Below are 16100 nucleotides of genomic sequence, written 5' to 3'. Positions count from 1 at the left end.
CGATGACCAGGCACTTCCTCCGCGACGACGACATCTCCCCGGCCGAGCAGGCCGAGATCCTGGCCCTGGCGGCCGAGCTCAAGCGCGATCCGTACGCGCGCAAGCCGCTGGAGGGTCCGCAGACCGTCGCCGTGTTCTTCGACAAGACGTCGACCCGCACGCGCGTCTCGTTCGCCGTCGGCATCGCCGACCTGGGCGGCAGCCCGCTCGTCGTCTCGAGCGCGGACAGCCAGCTCGGCGGCAAGGAGTCGGTCGCCGACACCGCGCGGGTGCTCGAGCGCATGGTGTCCGCCATCGTCTGGCGCACCTTCGCCCAGGCGGGCCTGGAGGAGATGGCGGCGGGCACCAGGGTGCCGGTCGTCAACGCGCTCTCGGACGAGTTCCACCCGTGCCAGATCCTGGCGGACCTGCAGACCATCCAGGAGCATAAGGGCTCGCTCGCCGGGCTGACGATGAGCTACTTCGGCGACGGGGCGAACAACATGTCGCACTCGTACCTGCTCGGCGGCGCGACCGCCGGGATGCACGTGCGCGTCGCCGCCCCCGCGGAGTACGCGCCCGACCCGGCGATCCTCGCCGACGCGCGCCGCATCGCCGAGAGCACGGGTGGCTCTGTGGAGGTCTTCACCGAGGCGGCGGCCGCGGCGGCCGGCGCAGACGTCGTCGTCACCGACACCTGGGTGTCGATGGGTCAGGAGGCCGAGAAGGCCCAGCGCCTCGCCACCTTCGGCGACTACCAGGTCGACGCCGCGATCATGGCGCAGGCCGCACCCGACGCGATCTTCCTGCACTGCCTCCCCGCCTACCGCGGCTACGAGGTGGCGGCGGACGTCATAGACGGCCCCCAGTCCGTGATCTGGGACGAAGCCGAGAACCGGCTGCACGCGCAGAAGGCCCTGCTGGCCTGGCTGCTCGAGAAGAACCAGGAGGAGGCCGCATGAGCGCGGAGATGGACGGCACGGACGGCACCGGAGTCGGCAAGACCGGCGAGGGGTCCCTCTGGGGCGCCCGGTTCGCGGGCGGGCCCTCGCCCGAGCTGGCCGCGCTGAGCAAGTCCACCCACTTCGACTGGGCGCTCGCCGCTTACGACATCGCGGGCTCCCGTGCGCACGCCACGGCGCTCGCCGCAGCGGGCTACCTGGACGACGCCGAGCTGGCAGGCATGCTCGCCGCGCTCGACCAGCTGGACGCCGACGTCGTCTCGGGCGCGTTCGTCGCGGCCGAGTCCGACGAGGACGTGCACGGCGCGCTGGAGCGCGGTCTGATCGAGCGCGCGGGCGCCGAGCTCGGCGGCAAGCTGCGTGCCGGCCGCAGCCGCAACGACCAGATCGCCACGCTGGTGCGCCTCTACCTGCGCGACCACGCCGGGGTCATCGCCGAACGGCTGATCGGCCTCATCGACGCGATCGCCTCGCAGGCCGACGCGCACCCGACGGCGATCCTCCCGGGTCGCACGCACCTCCAGCACGCCCAGCCGGTGCTGCTGGCCCACCACCTGCTGGCGCACACCTGGCCGCTCGTGCGCGACTTGGAGCGCCTTGCCGACTGGGACAAGCGCGCCGACGTCTCGCCCTACGGCTCGGGCGCCCTGGCGGGCTCGACGCTCGGTCTCGACCCGCTCCTGGTCGCGCGCGAGCTCGGCTTCGCCGCCAGCTCGGAGAACTCGATCGACGGCACCGCCGCGCGCGACGTGGTGGCGGAGTTCGCCTTCATCGCCGCGCAGATCGGCGTGGACCTCTCCCGCTTCGCCGAGGAGATCATCCTCTGGAACACCCGCGAGTTCGGCTTCGTCACCCTCGACGACGCCTACTCGACCGGCTCGTCGATCATGCCGCAGAAGAAGAACCCCGACATCGCCGAGCTCGCCCGCGGCAAGGCCGGCCGCCTCATCGGCAACCTGACCGGACTGCTCACGACGCTCAAGGGCCTCCCGCTCGCGTACAACCGCGACCTGCAGGAGGACAAGGAGCCGGTGTTCGACTCGGTGCAGACGCTGGAGGTCGTGCTCCCCGCCTTCGCGGGCATGGTCGCCACCCTCCGCTTCCACACCGACCGGATGGCGGAGCTCGCGCCGCAGGGCTTCTCGCTCGCGACCGACGTCGCGGAGTGGCTGGTCAAGCAGCACGTCCCGTTCCGGAACGCGCACGAGATCACCGGCAGCCTGGTGAAGTTCGCCGAGGAGAACGGCCTGGAGCTGCACGAGGTGGACGATGCCCAGCTCGCCGCCGTCTCGCCGCTGCTGACCCCGGAGGTGCGCTCCGTGCTCACCGTCGAAGGCTCGGTCGCCAGCCGCGCCGGCGTCGGAGGGACGGCACCGGAACGGGTGGCCGAGCAGCTCGCGGCCCTCACCGAGCGCGTGCGCGCCTTCACCGGCTCGTTCGCCGCGACGCGACGGGACCTCGTCTGATGGCCCGCCCCGAGCAGACGCCGCCGAAGCGTCCGTGGATCATCCCGACGATCGTCGTGGTCGCGATCGCGGTCATCGTCGTCGGGCTGATCGTCGCGGTCGCCGCGGGCGGCCGCATCTTCTGACGCGGACCCGTCCCGCGATGCCGCTGCACCATCCCCGACGCGAGGTCTTCGAGGCGTCGTCGCTGGAGGTCGCGCCGCGCCTCCTCGGCGCCGTGCTCCGCCACACCACCGCGCAGGGGACGGTCGGGCTCCGCATCACGGAGGTGGAGGCGTACATCGGCGACGGGCTGGACCCCGGTTCGCACGCCTTCCGCGGCCGCACCAAGCGCAATGCGGTGATGTACGGTCCGCCCGGGCACCTGTACGCGTACTTCACGTACGGGATGCACGTGTGCGCCAACGTCGTCTGCTCGCCGGAGGGCGAGGCCACGGCGGTGCTCCTGCGGGCGGCCGAGGTGGTCGAGGGGGAGCCCCTCGCGGAGGTGCGCCGGGTCGGGGCGAGCGGCCGCACCATCCCGCACCGCGACCTCGCGCGCGGACCGGCGCGGCTGGTCGTCGCGGCCGGGATCGCGCTGGCCGACGACGGCGCAGACCTGTTCGGCGGTCGCTTCGAGCTGCTGCTGCCGGACGAGCAGGCGGAGTACGCGACCGGCCCGCGCACCGGTGTCTCGGGCGCCGGAGGAGGGGCGGCATTCCCGTGGCGCTACTGGCTGCCGGGAGACCCGACGGTGTCGCCCTACAAGCGGCACCCGAAGTCGGACGACTGAGCGTCGACGACGGAACTCAGGCCGCGACGAAGCGGAACAGTCCCGCGCAGACGCACGCCCAGGTGATGCTGACGAGCGTGCCGATGATGAACCGCTCGCGCGCTTCGGCGGTGTCGAGCTCGGTGAAGCGGCCGACGCCCTTGATGGCGATGAGCACGCCGAGCGCCTCCGGGAAGCCCGCCATGATCGCGCCCGTGGTGGCGAAGCGCTCCAGGAAGCCGATGGTGGTGCCGCCGCGCAGCACTTCGCGGGTGGCGTCGGCCGACGAGCCGGTGGAGCGGTCGTGCACGACGATGCCGCCGTGGTCGCCCGCGACCGTCGTGCTGCGCGTGGCGAGGGCGAGGACCAGCTGGGAGGCGGGACCGCCTCCCGCGACACTGAGCGCGAGCGCCGCGATGCCGATGAAGAGGCGGAACTCCAGGGGAGCCTGCTCCTGCGGCAGCACCGCGAGGACGAACGCGACCGCGAGGAGGCCGCTCGCCGTGTAGACGAGAGGGCGCCGGGGCGTGCGCAGGGTGGCGACCATGCAGCAGAGGGCGGCGATCGTCAGCAGCAGGACGAGCACCCACACCGCGTGCGGGAAGAGGAAGGCGAGGAAGGCCGCCGGGGGCAGTGTCGTCATTCGTCCTCCGAGTCGTGCGCGGTCGAGCGGGGAGCGACGTGCTGGGCGGCATCGGCGCTCGCCAACAGCCTAGTCAGGGCGGGGACGGCCGCCAGCTCGACGCGGAGGTTCGCGGCGCGGGCGCGATCACTCACCGACTGCGGCGTGATCCCGAGGCGTGCGCCGGCCTCGGCCTGGGTCAGGCCCGCGGAGATGAGGTCGTAGAGCTCCCAGCCGGCGGGGGAGCGCCCGTCCCGGAGGGTGAGGAGGAGGTCGGCGAGGGCTTCGACGTCGTGAGCGGCCTCGGGGTCGGCGACCGCCTCCACAGCGAACCGCGTCGGGGACTTCTTCGCGCGGCCGACCGCAGTGCGCGCCGCGACGAAGGCGTCTCCACTCGCGGCACGGGTCTGGGCGGGGAGGGGGAGGCGGACCGAGCCGAGTCCGACCCCGACGCTCCAGAGGCCGTCGCGGGTCAGCTCGAGCACCAGGGCGAGGGCGGTCGCGGGGTCGCGCGACAACGCCTGGAGCTCGTCTCCGGCGTTGCGGTCGACGGGGAGGGCGAGGGTCTCGCCGTGGCGCTCCTGCAGGGCGCGCATCGTCTCGGTGGCGAGGTCGGGGCCGGTGCGGCTGCCGACCTGGTCCGCGGTGATCACGAACATCGGTCCTCCTGAACGGTCAGGGCTGGTGGCCTGATCGGAACTCTATCAGGCGTAGGGACCTGATTGCTAGTCGATCAGGCCCCTGGCCCTGATTCGGGGCGGCGGGGGAGGCGGCCCTCCCGCTGATAATCTGGGCAGATGTCCGAATCCGCCACCCTCGAAACGCAGGCCATCGACCCGTCCTTCGACGACATCTGGGACGAGCTCGTCTGGCGCGGTCTCGTCCACGTCTCCACCGACGAGGCCGCACTCAAAGAACTCCTCGCGGGCGGACCGGTCACGTATTACTGCGGCTTCGACCCGACGGCGGCGAGCCTCCACCTCGGCCACCTCGTGCAGCTGCTCACCATGCGCCGCCTCCAGCTGGCCGGCCACAAGCCCCTCGGGCTCGTCGGCGGCTCGACCGGCCTCATCGGCGACCCGCGGCCGACCGCCGAGCGCACGCTGAACACGCGCGAGACCGTCGCCGAGTGGGTGCGCTCGCTGCAGGGCCAGGTGTCGAAGTACCTGAGCTTCGAGGGCGACAACGCTGCGCGCCTCGTCAACAACCTCGACTGGACGGCGCCGCTCTCGGCGATCGACTTCCTGCGCGAGATCGGCAAGCACTTCCGCGTCGGCACCATGCTCAAGAAGGACGCCGTCTCGGCGCGCCTGAACTCCGACGAGGGCATCTCGTACACCGAGTTCAGCTACCAGATCCTGCAGGGCCTCGACTTCCTCGAGCTGTACCGCCAGTACGGCTGCGTGCTGCAGACCGGCGGCAGCGACCAGTGGGGCAACCTCACCAGCGGCACCGAGCTCATCCGCAAGGTGGAGGGCGCCCACGTGCACGCAATCGGCACGCCGCTCATCACCAACAGCGACGGCACCAAGTTCGGCAAGAGCGAGGGCAACGCGATCTGGATCGATGCGGAGCTGACCAGCCCGTACGCGTTCTACCAGTTCTGGGTCAACACCGACGACGCGGACGTGATCAGCCGCCTCAAGGTGTTCACGTTCCTCACCCGCGACGAGATCGCCGAGTACGAGCACAAGGTCGCCGACGAGCCGTTCCGCCGCGAGGCGCAGCTCCGCCTCGCCCGCGACGTGACGACCCTCGTCCATGGAGTCGAGCAGACCGAGGCGGCCATCGCGGCGGCCGAGGCGCTGTTCGGCCAGGGCGACCTCGCCTCCCTCGACCGAGCCACCCTGGAGTCGGCCCTGCGCGAGCTGCCGAACACGACCACCGCGCCGGGCACGACGATCGCGCAGGCGCTCGCCGACACCGGGCTCACCAAGAGCCTCGGCGAGGCGCGCCGGGCGGTCGCCCAGGGCGGCGTGTACACGAACAACGCGAAGGCGGAGGACGCGGACGCGCCCATCGGCGACGCGGCGCTCCCGGGCGGGATGGTCGTGCTGCGGCGCGGCAAGAAGACACTCGCCGGCGTGTTCGTCGAATAGGCCGACGAGTAGTCTGAACGCATGTCCGACCAGGATCGCGACGACAGCGACGACGCGCTGGTGGCCCGCCTCGAGGTGATCGAGGAGCAGCCGCTCGCCGCGCGCGCCGACGCGTACGCCCAGCTGCACGCCGAGCTCTCCGAACGGCTCGAGGGAGCCGACGCGCAGCGGCATGGCTGAACGGCTCGACGTCGCTCTCGCCACGCGCGGACTGGCCCGGTCGCGCACGCACGCCGCGACACTGATCGCCCAGGGGCTGGTGACCGTGGACGGCGCCCCCGTCGTGCGCGCGTCGGCCAAGGTGGGGGAGGAGCAGAGCGTCGAGGTCGCGGGCGCGGACCACTACGTCAGCCGCGGCGCGCACAAGCTGATCGCCGCGCTCGACGCCTTCGACGTGCCGGTGACGGGGCGCCTCGCGCTCGACGCGGGCGCCTCCACCGGCGGCTTCAGCCAGGTGCTGCTCGAGCGCGGCGCGGCGCGGGTGATCGCGGTCGACGTCGGCCACGGCCAGCTCGCCCCGCAGCTGATGCAGGAGGAGCGGCTCGCGTCGTTCGAGGGCGTCAACGTGCGCTCCCTCACCGCCGAGCAGCTGGCGGGATTGACGGGAGACGACGCACGGCCCGATCTCGTCGTCGCCGACCTCTCGTTCATCTCCCTCGGCCAGGTGCTGCCCGCGTTGCGCGAAACGGCCGTGCCGGAGGCGGACTTCGTGCTGCTGGTGAAGCCGCAGTTCGAGGTGGGCCGCACCGGCGTGCGCGAAGGCATCGTGCACGACCCCGTCCTGCGGGCGGACGCGCTGACCGGTGTGCTCTGGGCCGGGTTCGACCTCGGGCTCGGCACCGCGGGCGTCATCGCCTCGCCGATCGCGGGCTCGCACGGCAACCGCGAGTTCCTCATCCACCTCACGCCGCGCGGTGCGAACCCGACGGAGTGGCTCGACCGGGCGCAGGAGCTCGCCGGCTGAGCGCAGGGGGCACCGGGGTCGGGAGGCACCGGGGCCGGGAGGCAGCGGGCGCAGGCCCGGCGGAACAACCCGTGAATTCTCCACAGGTGCGGGCGATCGACCCAGACCGGGCCGATTCTCCGACAGAATGGGATGACGAGCACGACCGGAGGGAGAGTCGGGTATGGGAGCAGCGACGCGATACATCCTCGTCGTCGCGCACACCGGCCGTCAGGACTCCCTCGACGCGGGCGTGCGCGTGTGCACGCAACTGCTCGAGGCCGGCGTCATCCCGGTGCTCAGCGCGGACGAGCGGCGCGACCTCCTCGCGGCGGAACCGGGCCTCGACCGCATCGCCCTCCTCGGCGACGAGGTCGCGGCCGACGAGCTGGAGCTCGTGATCGTGCTCGGCGGCGACGGCACCATCCTGCGCGCGGCCGAGCTGGTGCGCGGCTGCTCCGCGCCGCTGCTGGGCGTCAACCTGGGCCACGTCGGCTTCCTCGCCGAGAGCGAGCGCGACGACCTCGAGATCGCGGTCGCACGCGGTCTCGCGAAGGACTACACGGTGGAGGAGCGCATGACGCTCTCCGCGCGCGTGAAGGTCGGCGACGAGGTCGTCTACGAGAGCTGGGCGCTCAACGAGGCCACGGTCGAGAAGGCCAGCCGCGAGCGCATGCTCGAGGTCGTGATCGAGGTCGACGGCCGGCCGATGTCGAGCTTCGGCTGCGACGGCGTCGTGATGTCGACCCCGACGGGATCGACCGCCTACTCGTTCTCCGCCGGCGGTCCGGTCGTCTGGCCGGGTGTCGCCGCCCTGCTGCTGGTGCCGCTCAGCGCGCACGCGCTGTTCTCGCGGCCGCTGGTGGTCGACGCGGAGTCGTCGCTCGCCGTCGAGCTGCTCGACCGCACGGGCGGCGAGGGCATCCTCTGGTGCGACGGCCGGCGCGCCTTCGACCTGCCGCGGGGTGCCCGCGTGGTCGTGCGCCGATCGCCGGTGCCCGTGCGCCTGGCGCGCCTGCACCCGGGGCCGTTCACCGACCGGCTGGTGCAGAAGTTCGATCTTCCCGTCACGGGATGGAGGGGGCCGGCGGGCCGTGACTGACGTGACTGACGTGCGTGGAGCGATCGAGGAGATCTCGATCAAAGACCTGGGTGTGATCGCCGACGCCTCCCTGCCCCTGGGCGCGGGATTCACCGCGATCACTGGCGAGACCGGCGCGGGCAAGACCATGGTGGTCTCCGCCCTCGGCCTGCTGCTCGGGTCGCGCGCCGACACCGGCGCGGTGCGACTCGGGAGCGGCCAGGCCTGGGTCGAAGGGCGTTGGCGCGTCATCGACTCCGGTGACGTCGTCGAGCGCGTCCGCGACGCCGGTGGCGACGTCGACGCCCTGGGCGGGGGAGCGGCCGAGCTGGTGCTGAGCCGCTCCGTCTCCGCCGAGGGACGCTCGCGCGCCGTCGTCGGCGGACGCAGCGCCCCGGTGAGCGTGCTCACCGAGCTCGGCGAGCAGCTCGTCGTCGTGCACGGCCAGTCCGACCAGATCCGGCTGCGGTCGGCGGTCGCCCAGCGCGAGGCGCTCGACCGCTTCGCCGGGCCCGACTTCGGCACGGCCGTCGACGCGTACGCGCAGGTCTTCCACCGCTGGCGCGACAACAAGGCCGAGCTCGACGAACTCGTCGCCGACCGCGACCGCCGCTCGCGCGAGGCGGAGGACCTCCGGCTCGCGATGTCCGAGATCGAGACGCTCGCGCCGCAGCCCGGCGAGGACGACGAGCTGGCGGAGCGCGCCGAGCGCCTCACCAACCTCGAGGAGCTGCGGCTCGCCGCGGCCGGCGCCCGCGAGCTGCTGTCGGCGGAAGAGTCGGAGGGTGCGGATGCGCTGGGCCTGCTCGACAACGCGCGCCGCCAGCTCGACCGCATGGCGCCCCACGACGCTGCGCTGGGGCCGCTCGCTGAAGCCGTGGCCAACGCCAACTACCTCATCTCCGACATCGCCGCGCAGCTGTCGACGTACCTCGACGGACTCGACACCGACGGCGCCCACGAGCTCGGGCTGGTGCAGGAGCGGCGCTCCGAACTGGCCACCCTCGTCCGCAAATACGGTCCGACCCTCGACGACGTGATCCGCACGCTCGAGACCGGCAGCCTGCGTCTGCTGGAGCTCGACGGCGACGCCGACCGCATCGAGGAGCTGGCGCGGGAGGTCGAGGCCGACGAGGCGCTGGCCGCCGAGCTGGCCACCGACCTGAGCGCCCGCCGCCGGGAGGCCGCCGAGCGGCTCTCCGCCGCCGTCTCCGACGAGCTCTCCGCACTCGCGATGCCCGACGCCCGGGTCGTCGTCGAGGTCACCGAACGCGACGAGTACTCGTCGACCGGTCGCGACCAGGTCTCGATCCTGCTCCAGCCGCATCCCGGCGCCGAGCCCCGTCCGCTCGGCAAGGGGGCGTCCGGCGGCGAGCTCTCGCGCGTCATGCTGGCGATCGAGGTCGTCATCGCGGGCGCCGACCCGGTGCCGACCTTCATCTTCGACGAGATCGACGCGGGTGTGGGCGGTGCCTCGGCGATCGAGATCGGCCGCAGGCTGGCGCGGCTCGCCGAGAGCGCGCAGGTCATCGTCGTCACCCACCTGGCCCAGGTCGCCGCGTTCGCGACCAACCACCTCACGGTCGTGAAAGGCAACGACGGGTCGGTCACGGCCTCCAGCGTGCGCCGCCTCGACGGCGATGAGCGCATCGCCGAGATGGCGCGCCTGCTCTCCGGCCTCCCCGACTCCGAGAGCGGGTTGGCGCACGCGCGCGAGCTCGTCGAGATGGCGGCCGCCGCACGCTGAACCTCCGCGGCGCGCGAACCACTCGCAGCCGATGGTGATAAGCTGCAAGCCCGTGGTGGATAAATCTGAAGCGGGCATCTCGAACGGCATTACCAAGCACATTTTCGTGACCGGTGGTGTCGTTTCTTCGTTGGGCAAGGGCCTCACTGCGGCCTCCCTGGGCAACCTTCTGACCGCGCGCGGACTCCGCGTCGTGATGCAGAAGCTCGACCCCTATCTGAATGTGGACCCGGGGACGATGAACCCGTTCCAGCACGGCGAGGTCTTCGTGACCGACGACGGCGCCGAGACGGACCTCGACATCGGTCACTACGAGCGGTTCCTCGACATCAACCTCGGTCAGTCGGCCAACGTGACCACGGGCCAGATCTACTCGAACGTGATCGCCAAGGAGCGGCGCGGCGAGTACCTCGGCGACACCGTCCAGGTCATCCCGCACATCACCGACGAGATCAAGCGCCGGATGCGCCTCCAGGCCCAGGCCGGCCCTGACGGCGAGCCCGCGCCCGACGTCATCATCACCGAGATCGGCGGAACGGTCGGCGACATCGAGTCGCAGCCGTTCATCGAGTCGGCGCGCCAGGTGCGTCACGAGCTCGGCCGCAAGAACTGCTTCTTCGTGCACGTCTCGCTGGTGCCCTTCATGAACGCCTCCGGCGAGCAGAAGACCAAGCCGACGCAGCACTCCGTCGCCGCGCTCCGCTCGATCGGCATCCAGCCGGACGCGCTCGTGCTCCGCAGCGACCGCCCGGTCTCCGAGAGCAACAAGCGCAAGATCGCGCTCATGTGCGACGTGGACGAGGCGGCCGTGGTCAACGCGGTCGACGTGCCGAGCATCTACGACATCCCGACCATGCTGCACGACCAGGGCCTCGACGCCTACATCATCGACCAGCTCGGCCTCGACAAGGCGGCGGACGTCGACTGGAACGGCTGGGCGCGCCTGCTGGAGGCCGTGCACGACCCGAAGCACGAGGTCACCATCGGCCTGGTCGGCAAGTACATCGACCTCCCGGACGCGTACCTCTCGGTGACCGAAGCGCTGCGCGCGGGCGGCTTCGCGCACCAGACCAAGGTGAAGCTCAAGTGGATCCCGTCTGACGAGTGCCAGACCGCCGAGGGCGCCGCCCACCAGCTGAGCGAGGTCGACGCGATCTGCGTGCCCGGCGGCTTCGGTGTGCGCGGCATCGAGGGCAAGGTCGGCGCGCTGCGGTTCGCCCGCGAGAACGGCATCCCCGCGCTCGGCCTGTGCCTCGGCCTGCAGTGCATGGTCATCGAGTACGCCCGCCACGAGGCGGGCCTCGCGGGCGCGTCCTCGTCGGAGTTCGACCCCGAGACCGAGTTCCCCGTGATCGCGACGATGGCGGAGCAGGTCGAGATCATCGCCGGCGGCGACCTGGGCGGCACCATGCGCCTCGGCCTCTACCCGGCCGTGCTCGCCGAGGGCTCCCTCGCCGCTGACCTGTACGGCTCGAACGAGGCCAGCGAGCGTCACCGCCACCGCTACGAGGTCAACAACAACTACCGCGAGCAGATCGCCGACGCCGGCCTGTGGTTCTCGGGCACCTCGCCCGACGGTCACCTCGTCGAGTACGTCGAGCTGCCGCGTGACGTGCACCCGTTCTACATCGGCACCCAGGCCCACCCGGAGCTGCGGTCGCGCCCGAACAACGCGCACCCGCTGTTCGCCGGCCTGGTCGGCGCGGCGCTCGAGCGCCAGAAGGCGAGCCTGCTCTTCGAAGTCGCCGCGGAGGGCTGATGAGCGACCGTCTGCTGCAGGACGAGCCGTTCCGCCCCGAGATCGTCTCGTCCGAGGCGGTCTTCGACGGCCGGATCTGGGATGTGCGCCGGGACGTGTTCCGCTACAACGGCGAGGACATCACCCGCGAGTACGTCGACCACACCGGCGCCGTCGCGGTCCTCGCGCTGGACGACCAGGAGCGGGTGCTGCTGATCAAGCAGTACCGGCATCCGGTGCGGCACCGCGACTGGGAGATCCCGGCCGGGCTCCTCGACATCCGCGGCGAGGATCCGCTCACCGCGGTGAAGCGCGAGCTCGCCGAGGAGGCGGACCTGGTCGCCGACGAGTGGAACGTGCTGACCGACATCTTCACCAGCCCCGGTGGCAGCGACGAGGCCATCCGCATCTACCTGGCGCGCGGTGTGCGTCCGGCGGCGGAGGTCTTCGCGCGCGAGGAGGAGGAGGCCGACATCGAGACGGCGTGGCTGCCTCTCGACGACGCGGTGGACGCGGTGCTCGCCCGGACGGTGCACAACGCGCCGCTCATCATCGCGGTGCTCGCGGCACGGACGGCCCGCGAGAAGGGGTGGGCCACGCTCGGTGCGGCGGACGAGCCGTGGCCGACCCACCCGAAGCTCGCCGGGGAATGACCGCAGCGGCGGAGGTGGACGCCTTCCTGAGGCACGTGACGATCGAGCGCGGCCTCTCGGCGAACACCGTCGCCGCCTACCGGCGCGACCTCGCCGTCTACACGGCGTGGCTCGACGAGCGCGGGGTGGCCGACCTCCGCGAGGTCACCAGCCCGATGGTCTCGGAGTTCGTGGCGCACCTCGGCACGCGGCCCGAGTCGCCCCTCACTGCATCCTCCCTCGCGCGGGTGCTGTCGACGGTCCGCGGCTTCCACCGGTTCCTCCTGGAGGAGGGGCGGGTGGAGCAGGATGTCGCCCACGAGGTGCGCCCTCCGAAGCTGCCCAGCCGCCTCCCGAAGGCCATCACGATCGACCAGGTGGCCGCCCTGCTGGCGGCGACCGACGGCGAGGAGGTCGCCAACCTGCGCGACAAGGCGCTGCTGGAGCTCATGTACGCCACCGGCGCGCGCGTCAGCGAGGCCGTCGGGCTGAATGTGGACGACGTCATCGACGCCGACATCGTGCGGCTGACGGGCAAGGGCAGCAAGCAGCGCATCGTCCCGCTCGGCAGCTACGCCCGCACCGCGGTCGACGCCTACCTCGTGCGCGCGCGGCCCCTGCTCTCCACCAAGGGCCGCGCGACGCCCGCCCTGTTCCTCGGGATGCGCGGGGCGCGGCTCTCGCGCCAGAACGCCTGGCTGATCATCCGGGCCGCCGCCGAGCGGGCGAACCTGCCCGTCGAGATCTCGCCGCATACCCTGCGCCACTCGTTCGCGACCCACCTGCTCGCCGGGGGAGCGGACGTGCGCGTCGTGCAGGAGCTGCTGGGGCACTCGTCGGTCGCGACGACCCAGATCTACACGCTGGTCACGGCCGACACCCTGCGCGACGTCTACACCTCGGCGCACCCGCGGGCGCGCTGAGTCACCGTCCGACGCCGACGGCCATGCCCTTCATCACGTATTTCGAGGTGAAGGCGAGCAGCAGGGTCGGCGGCAATGCGGTCACGAGCAGTCCCGCCGCCATCAGCGGCTGGTCGGAGACGAAGCGTGTGCCGATCTGGGTGAGAGCCGGCGTGAGCAGCATCTTGGTGTCGTCGGGCAGCAGCACGTAGGCGAAGATCAGCTCGTTCCACATCGCCAGGAACTGCAGCACGGCGAGCGTCGCGATGCCGGCGCCGCCGATCGGGACGACGATCGACCACATCGTGCGCAGGAATCCCGCGCCGTCGAGCCGGGCCGCCTCGAGCACCTGATCCGGGATGGCCTTGAAGCTCAGCGTGAGGAAGAACACCGCGAAGGGCAGGCCCGTCGCGACGTAGACCAGGATGATCCCGCCGAACTCTCCGACGAGGTGGAGCTTCGACAGCATCAGGTAGATCGGGATGATCAGCACCTGGCTCGGGATCAGCATCACCGACACGAACGACGCGTTGATGTACTTCGCGCCCGGCACGGGCAGCTTCGCCAGGGCGTACGCGGCCAGGGTCGCGAGCACCAGCACGAGGGCGACACCCGTCGTGACCACGAACAGGCTGTTCATCGCGGCCCGGCCGATGCCGTAGTTGTTGATGAGGTTGACGAAGTTGTCGAAGGTGATGGCGCCCGGCAACCCGAACGGGTTCTTCAGGTAGTCGGCCTTGGTGCGCAGCGACGACAGCGCCATCAGGACGACCGGGTAGGCGATGGTCAGGGCCAGCACGAGCAGCAGCACGAAGACCGGTGTGCGGGCCCGCTTGTTGAGGGTGGCGCTCGTCTCGGACACGGTCAGTCCTCCTCGGAGATCTTGAAGAACTTGGCCTGGACGACCGTCACGACGCCGATGAGCAGGAACAGCAGCACCGCGAGTGCGGCACCGCTCCCCATGTCGGAGTTGGACGAGAACGCCTTGAGGAACACCAGGTAGTCCAGGGTGGTCGTGCTGTAGCCGGGGCCGCCGGCGGTGATCACGAAGATGAAGCCGAACAGCGACGTGAACGTGTAGAGCACGTTGATGATGAAGACGAAGCCGAGGATGCGGCGGATGTTCGGCAGGGTGACGAACCAGAGCCGCGCCCACCAGCCGGCGCCGTCGAGGGCGGCGGCCTCGAACACCTCCGGGTTGATGGCGGTCAGCCCGCTGAGCAGCAGCATCCCGGAATAGCCGAAGCCGGCCCAGACGAGCGCGACCACGATGACGAAGATCGCGCTGTTCGTCTCCGTGAAGAACTGGACGGGCTGGCCGCCGAGAGCGGTGATCACCGAGTTCACCGGGCCGTAATAGCCGAACGCCGAGCGGAACATGATGCCGATGACGACGGTCGAGAGGACCGACGGGAAGAAGCAGATCACCCGGAAGAACTTCCAGCCGCGCACGCGCTCGAACAGGAGCACGGACACGATGATGGCGACGAAGATCACCAGTGGGACCGAGATGAGGAACTTCAGGTTGGTCAGGGCCACCTGCTGCACCACCGGGTCGGTGAAGAGGTCCAGGTAGTTCTGCAGACCGACCCAGGTGAAGTCGGCGCCGTCGGACGTGTTGAGCGAGATGTAGAGGGCGAAGACCACCGGGTAGATCATGAAGCCCACCACGACGAGCAGGGCAGGCGCGACGGCCGCGAGCGCGATCGTGCGGTCGCGCCGGCGTCGCCGGACCCGGGATGCGGGGACGGGCGACGCGGGGGAGGGCCCCGGCGAGGGTGCCGGAACGCCCTCGCCGGTCCGCGGAGCTGTGTCGGAGAGCGCCATGGCTACTTCGTGCTCGCCGTGGCGAAGGCCGACTGCAGCTGGGAGAGCGCGTCCTGCGGCGTGGTCGTGCCGAGGAACGTCGTCGCGTTGACCTTGTAGAACAGGTCGATCACCGACTGCGGCATCACGTTGTCGAACGGGAAGACCCGGGTCTTCACCGTCGCCAGGTGCTCGGCCTCCGCCTTCAGCAGCGGGTTGGTGATCATCGAGAGGTCGGCGCTCTTGCTGTTGGAGGCCTCGCTCTGGTTCATCTTGACGTACAGATCGATCGTGCTCGGCTGGGCGAGGTAGTCGAGGAACTTCTTCGCCGCCGCGGGCTGCTTCGCGTAGGTGGTGAGCGAGATGTCCTCGTTCGTGCCGCCCGCGACGGCGTCGGGGTACTTCGCATCCTCGAACATCGGGATGGCGAACTGGCCGACGTCGTCTCCCATCGCGTCGGCGAAGGTCTGGTTCATCCATCCGCCTGCGATGTAGAAGAGGCCCTTGCCCTGCACGAATCCCGTGGAGGAGTCGCCGTTGGCGAGGCTCCCGGCGTCCGGATTCGTCAGGCCCTTCGAGTTGAGCGCGGCGAATGCCTTGTACGCCTTCAGCATCGCGGGACTGTCGATCTTCGTCGTGCCGCTGTACATGTCGGTGAAGGCGCTCGACCCGAGCTCGCCGCCCGCGAGCGCGGCGATGGTCCAGGCGCCGACGTAGCCCTCCAGATCGCCCATCCAGAACGGCGTCTCGCCCTTCGCCTTGGCGGTCTCGGCCGCCGCCAGCAGCGACTCCCAGTTCTGGGCCGCCTTCGCGATGTCGATCCCGGCGTCCGTCGCCAGCTTCTTGTTGTAGAACACGTAGAAGTACGAGCCGGCGCCGTACGGGAGGGCGAGCAGCTTGCCGTCGGCCTTGTAGCCCTGGCGGACCGTGTCGAAGCCGGTGAGGTCGGCCTTGACTTTCGCGCTCAGCACGTCATCCAGGTCGACGAAGTACTTGGCGAACGAGTCCGTGCCGCCGCCGGTGTAGCCGACCTTGAGGTCGGGGCCGTTGCCGGCGAGGGAGGCCGCCTGGAACTGGGCGGTCGTCGCGGTGATGTCGGTCGGGGTCTCGACCACCTTGATGGTGACGTCGGGGTTGGCCTTCTCGTAGGCGGCCGCGGCGGCGTCGAGGAAGGACGCCTTCTTGTCGGGCTTCCCGTCGGCGCTCATCTTGTTGAGCAGCCCCGGATCCCAGATCACGACCTCCGTCTTGCCGGAGTCGCTGCCGGCCGAGCAGCCGCTGAGGGCCGCCAGCGTCGTCGCTGCCAGTATCAGTCCGACGAGTCTTCTGCTCTTCACGGGGGTTCCTTTCGTTCGGGCGAAGGTTCGTATTA

Annotated in this window: 17 protein-coding genes; 12 read left to right on the top strand and 5 right to left on the bottom strand. The window is 70.8% G+C overall.

Translation table 11 applies throughout. The features are described 5' to 3' along the window. Positions 1-2 precede the first annotated feature (2 nt). Genes argF through HNR14_RS02445 form a run of 4 tightly spaced genes read left to right on the top strand, consistent with a single transcriptional unit; the run spans position 3 to position 3179 of the window. Positions 3-941, top strand: a complete 939-nt coding sequence (argF, locus tag HNR14_RS02455; protein ID WP_179699663.1) for an ornithine carbamoyltransferase — start codon at positions 3-5, stop codon at positions 939-941. Further along, entirely contained in the window at positions 938-2407 is a 1470-nt protein-coding gene (gene argH / locus HNR14_RS02450) for an argininosuccinate lyase (RefSeq protein WP_246311508.1), read from the top strand. The genes argF and argH overlap by 4 nt, the downstream gene beginning before the upstream one ends. Then, on the top strand, positions 2407-2532 hold the full coding sequence (locus HNR14_RS21105; RefSeq protein ID WP_021765105.1) for a hypothetical protein: 126 nt from the start codon (positions 2407-2409) through the stop codon (positions 2530-2532). The genes argH and HNR14_RS21105 overlap by 1 nt, the downstream gene beginning before the upstream one ends. A 17-nt stretch (positions 2533-2549) precedes the next feature. Continuing rightward, entirely contained in the window at positions 2550-3179 is a 630-nt protein-coding gene (locus HNR14_RS02445) for a DNA-3-methyladenine glycosylase (protein ID WP_179699662.1), read from the top strand. Positions 3180-3195: 16 nt separating this feature from the next. Here HNR14_RS02445 and HNR14_RS02440 read toward each other — a convergent pair whose 3' ends face one another. Next, a complete protein-coding gene (locus HNR14_RS02440) occupies positions 3196-3801 on the bottom strand; it encodes a hypothetical protein (protein WP_179699661.1) in 606 nt (201 codons plus the stop codon). Then, positions 3798-4439 (bottom strand): DNA-binding protein, encoded by a 642-nt coding sequence (locus tag HNR14_RS02435; RefSeq protein WP_179699658.1) that lies wholly within the window; start codon positions 4437-4439, stop codon positions 3798-3800. The genes HNR14_RS02440 and HNR14_RS02435 overlap by 4 nt, the downstream gene beginning before the upstream one ends. A gap of 138 nt (positions 4440-4577) precedes the next feature. Here HNR14_RS02435 and tyrS point away from each other — a divergent pair, with 138 nt between their 5' ends. The 8 genes from tyrS (at position 4578) to xerD (ending at position 12943) form a co-directional block, all read left to right on the top strand. Continuing rightward, entirely contained in the window at positions 4578-5879 is a 1302-nt protein-coding gene (tyrS, locus tag HNR14_RS02430; protein WP_179699657.1) for a tyrosine--tRNA ligase, read from the top strand. A gap of 21 nt (positions 5880-5900) precedes the next feature. Beyond that, positions 5901-6059 carry a hypothetical protein gene (locus HNR14_RS02425; RefSeq protein WP_021758125.1) on the top strand — a complete coding sequence of 53 codons (159 nt, stop codon included), beginning with the start codon at positions 5901-5903 and terminating at the stop codon, positions 6057-6059. Further along, the gene (locus HNR14_RS02420) at positions 6052-6843 is read left to right on the top strand and encodes a TlyA family RNA methyltransferase (RefSeq protein WP_179699655.1); all 792 of its coding nucleotides are present in this window, start codon (positions 6052-6054) and stop codon (positions 6841-6843) included. Before HNR14_RS02425 ends, HNR14_RS02420 begins: the two co-directional genes overlap by 8 nt. A gap of 163 nt (positions 6844-7006) precedes the next feature. Beyond that, on the top strand, positions 7007-7924 hold the full coding sequence (locus tag HNR14_RS02415) for an NAD kinase (RefSeq protein ID WP_179699653.1): 918 nt from the start codon (positions 7007-7009) through the stop codon (positions 7922-7924). 1 nt (position 7925) lies between these two features. Continuing rightward, a complete protein-coding gene (gene recN, locus HNR14_RS02410) occupies positions 7926-9650 on the top strand; it encodes a DNA repair protein RecN (RefSeq protein WP_179702509.1) in 1725 nt (574 codons plus the stop codon). Positions 9651-9681: 31 nt separating this feature from the next. Beyond that, positions 9682-11409 carry a CTP synthase gene (gene pyrG, locus HNR14_RS02405; RefSeq protein ID WP_218874959.1) on the top strand — a complete coding sequence of 576 codons (1728 nt, stop codon included), beginning with the start codon at positions 9682-9684 and terminating at the stop codon, positions 11407-11409. Beyond that, positions 11409-12041, top strand: a complete 633-nt coding sequence (locus HNR14_RS02400; RefSeq protein WP_179699652.1) for an NUDIX domain-containing protein — start codon at positions 11409-11411, stop codon at positions 12039-12041. Before pyrG ends, HNR14_RS02400 begins: the two co-directional genes overlap by 1 nt. Then, positions 12038-12943 (top strand): site-specific tyrosine recombinase XerD, encoded by a 906-nt coding sequence (gene xerD / locus HNR14_RS02395; protein ID WP_179699650.1) that lies wholly within the window; start codon positions 12038-12040, stop codon positions 12941-12943. Before HNR14_RS02400 ends, xerD begins: the two co-directional genes overlap by 4 nt. 1 nt (position 12944) lies before the next feature. Here xerD and HNR14_RS02390 read toward each other — a convergent pair whose 3' ends face one another. The 3 genes from HNR14_RS02390 to HNR14_RS02380 are packed head-to-tail and all read right to left on the bottom strand — an operon-like array spanning position 12945 to position 16065. Further along, positions 12945-13784 carry an ABC transporter permease subunit gene (locus HNR14_RS02390; protein ID WP_179699649.1) on the bottom strand — a complete coding sequence of 280 codons (840 nt, stop codon included), beginning with the start codon at positions 13782-13784 and terminating at the stop codon, positions 12945-12947. Positions 13785-13786: 2 nt separating this feature from the next. Then, complete coding sequence (locus HNR14_RS02385) at positions 13787-14749, bottom strand: carbohydrate ABC transporter permease (RefSeq protein WP_179699647.1); 963 nt, start codon at positions 14747-14749, stop codon at positions 13787-13789. A 2-nt stretch (positions 14750-14751) separates the two neighbouring features. Then, the gene (locus HNR14_RS02380) at positions 14752-16065 is read right to left on the bottom strand and encodes an extracellular solute-binding protein (protein WP_179699645.1); all 1314 of its coding nucleotides are present in this window, start codon (positions 16063-16065) and stop codon (positions 14752-14754) included. Positions 16066-16100 lie beyond the last annotated feature (35 nt).

The organism is Leifsonia naganoensis (genome assembly GCF_013410615.1).
Taxonomy (GTDB): Bacteria; Actinomycetota; Actinomycetes; order Actinomycetales; family Microbacteriaceae; genus Leifsonia; species Leifsonia aquatica.
The sequence above is the reverse complement of the archived record's forward strand: the minus strand, read 5'-3'. Positions and strand labels throughout refer to the sequence as shown.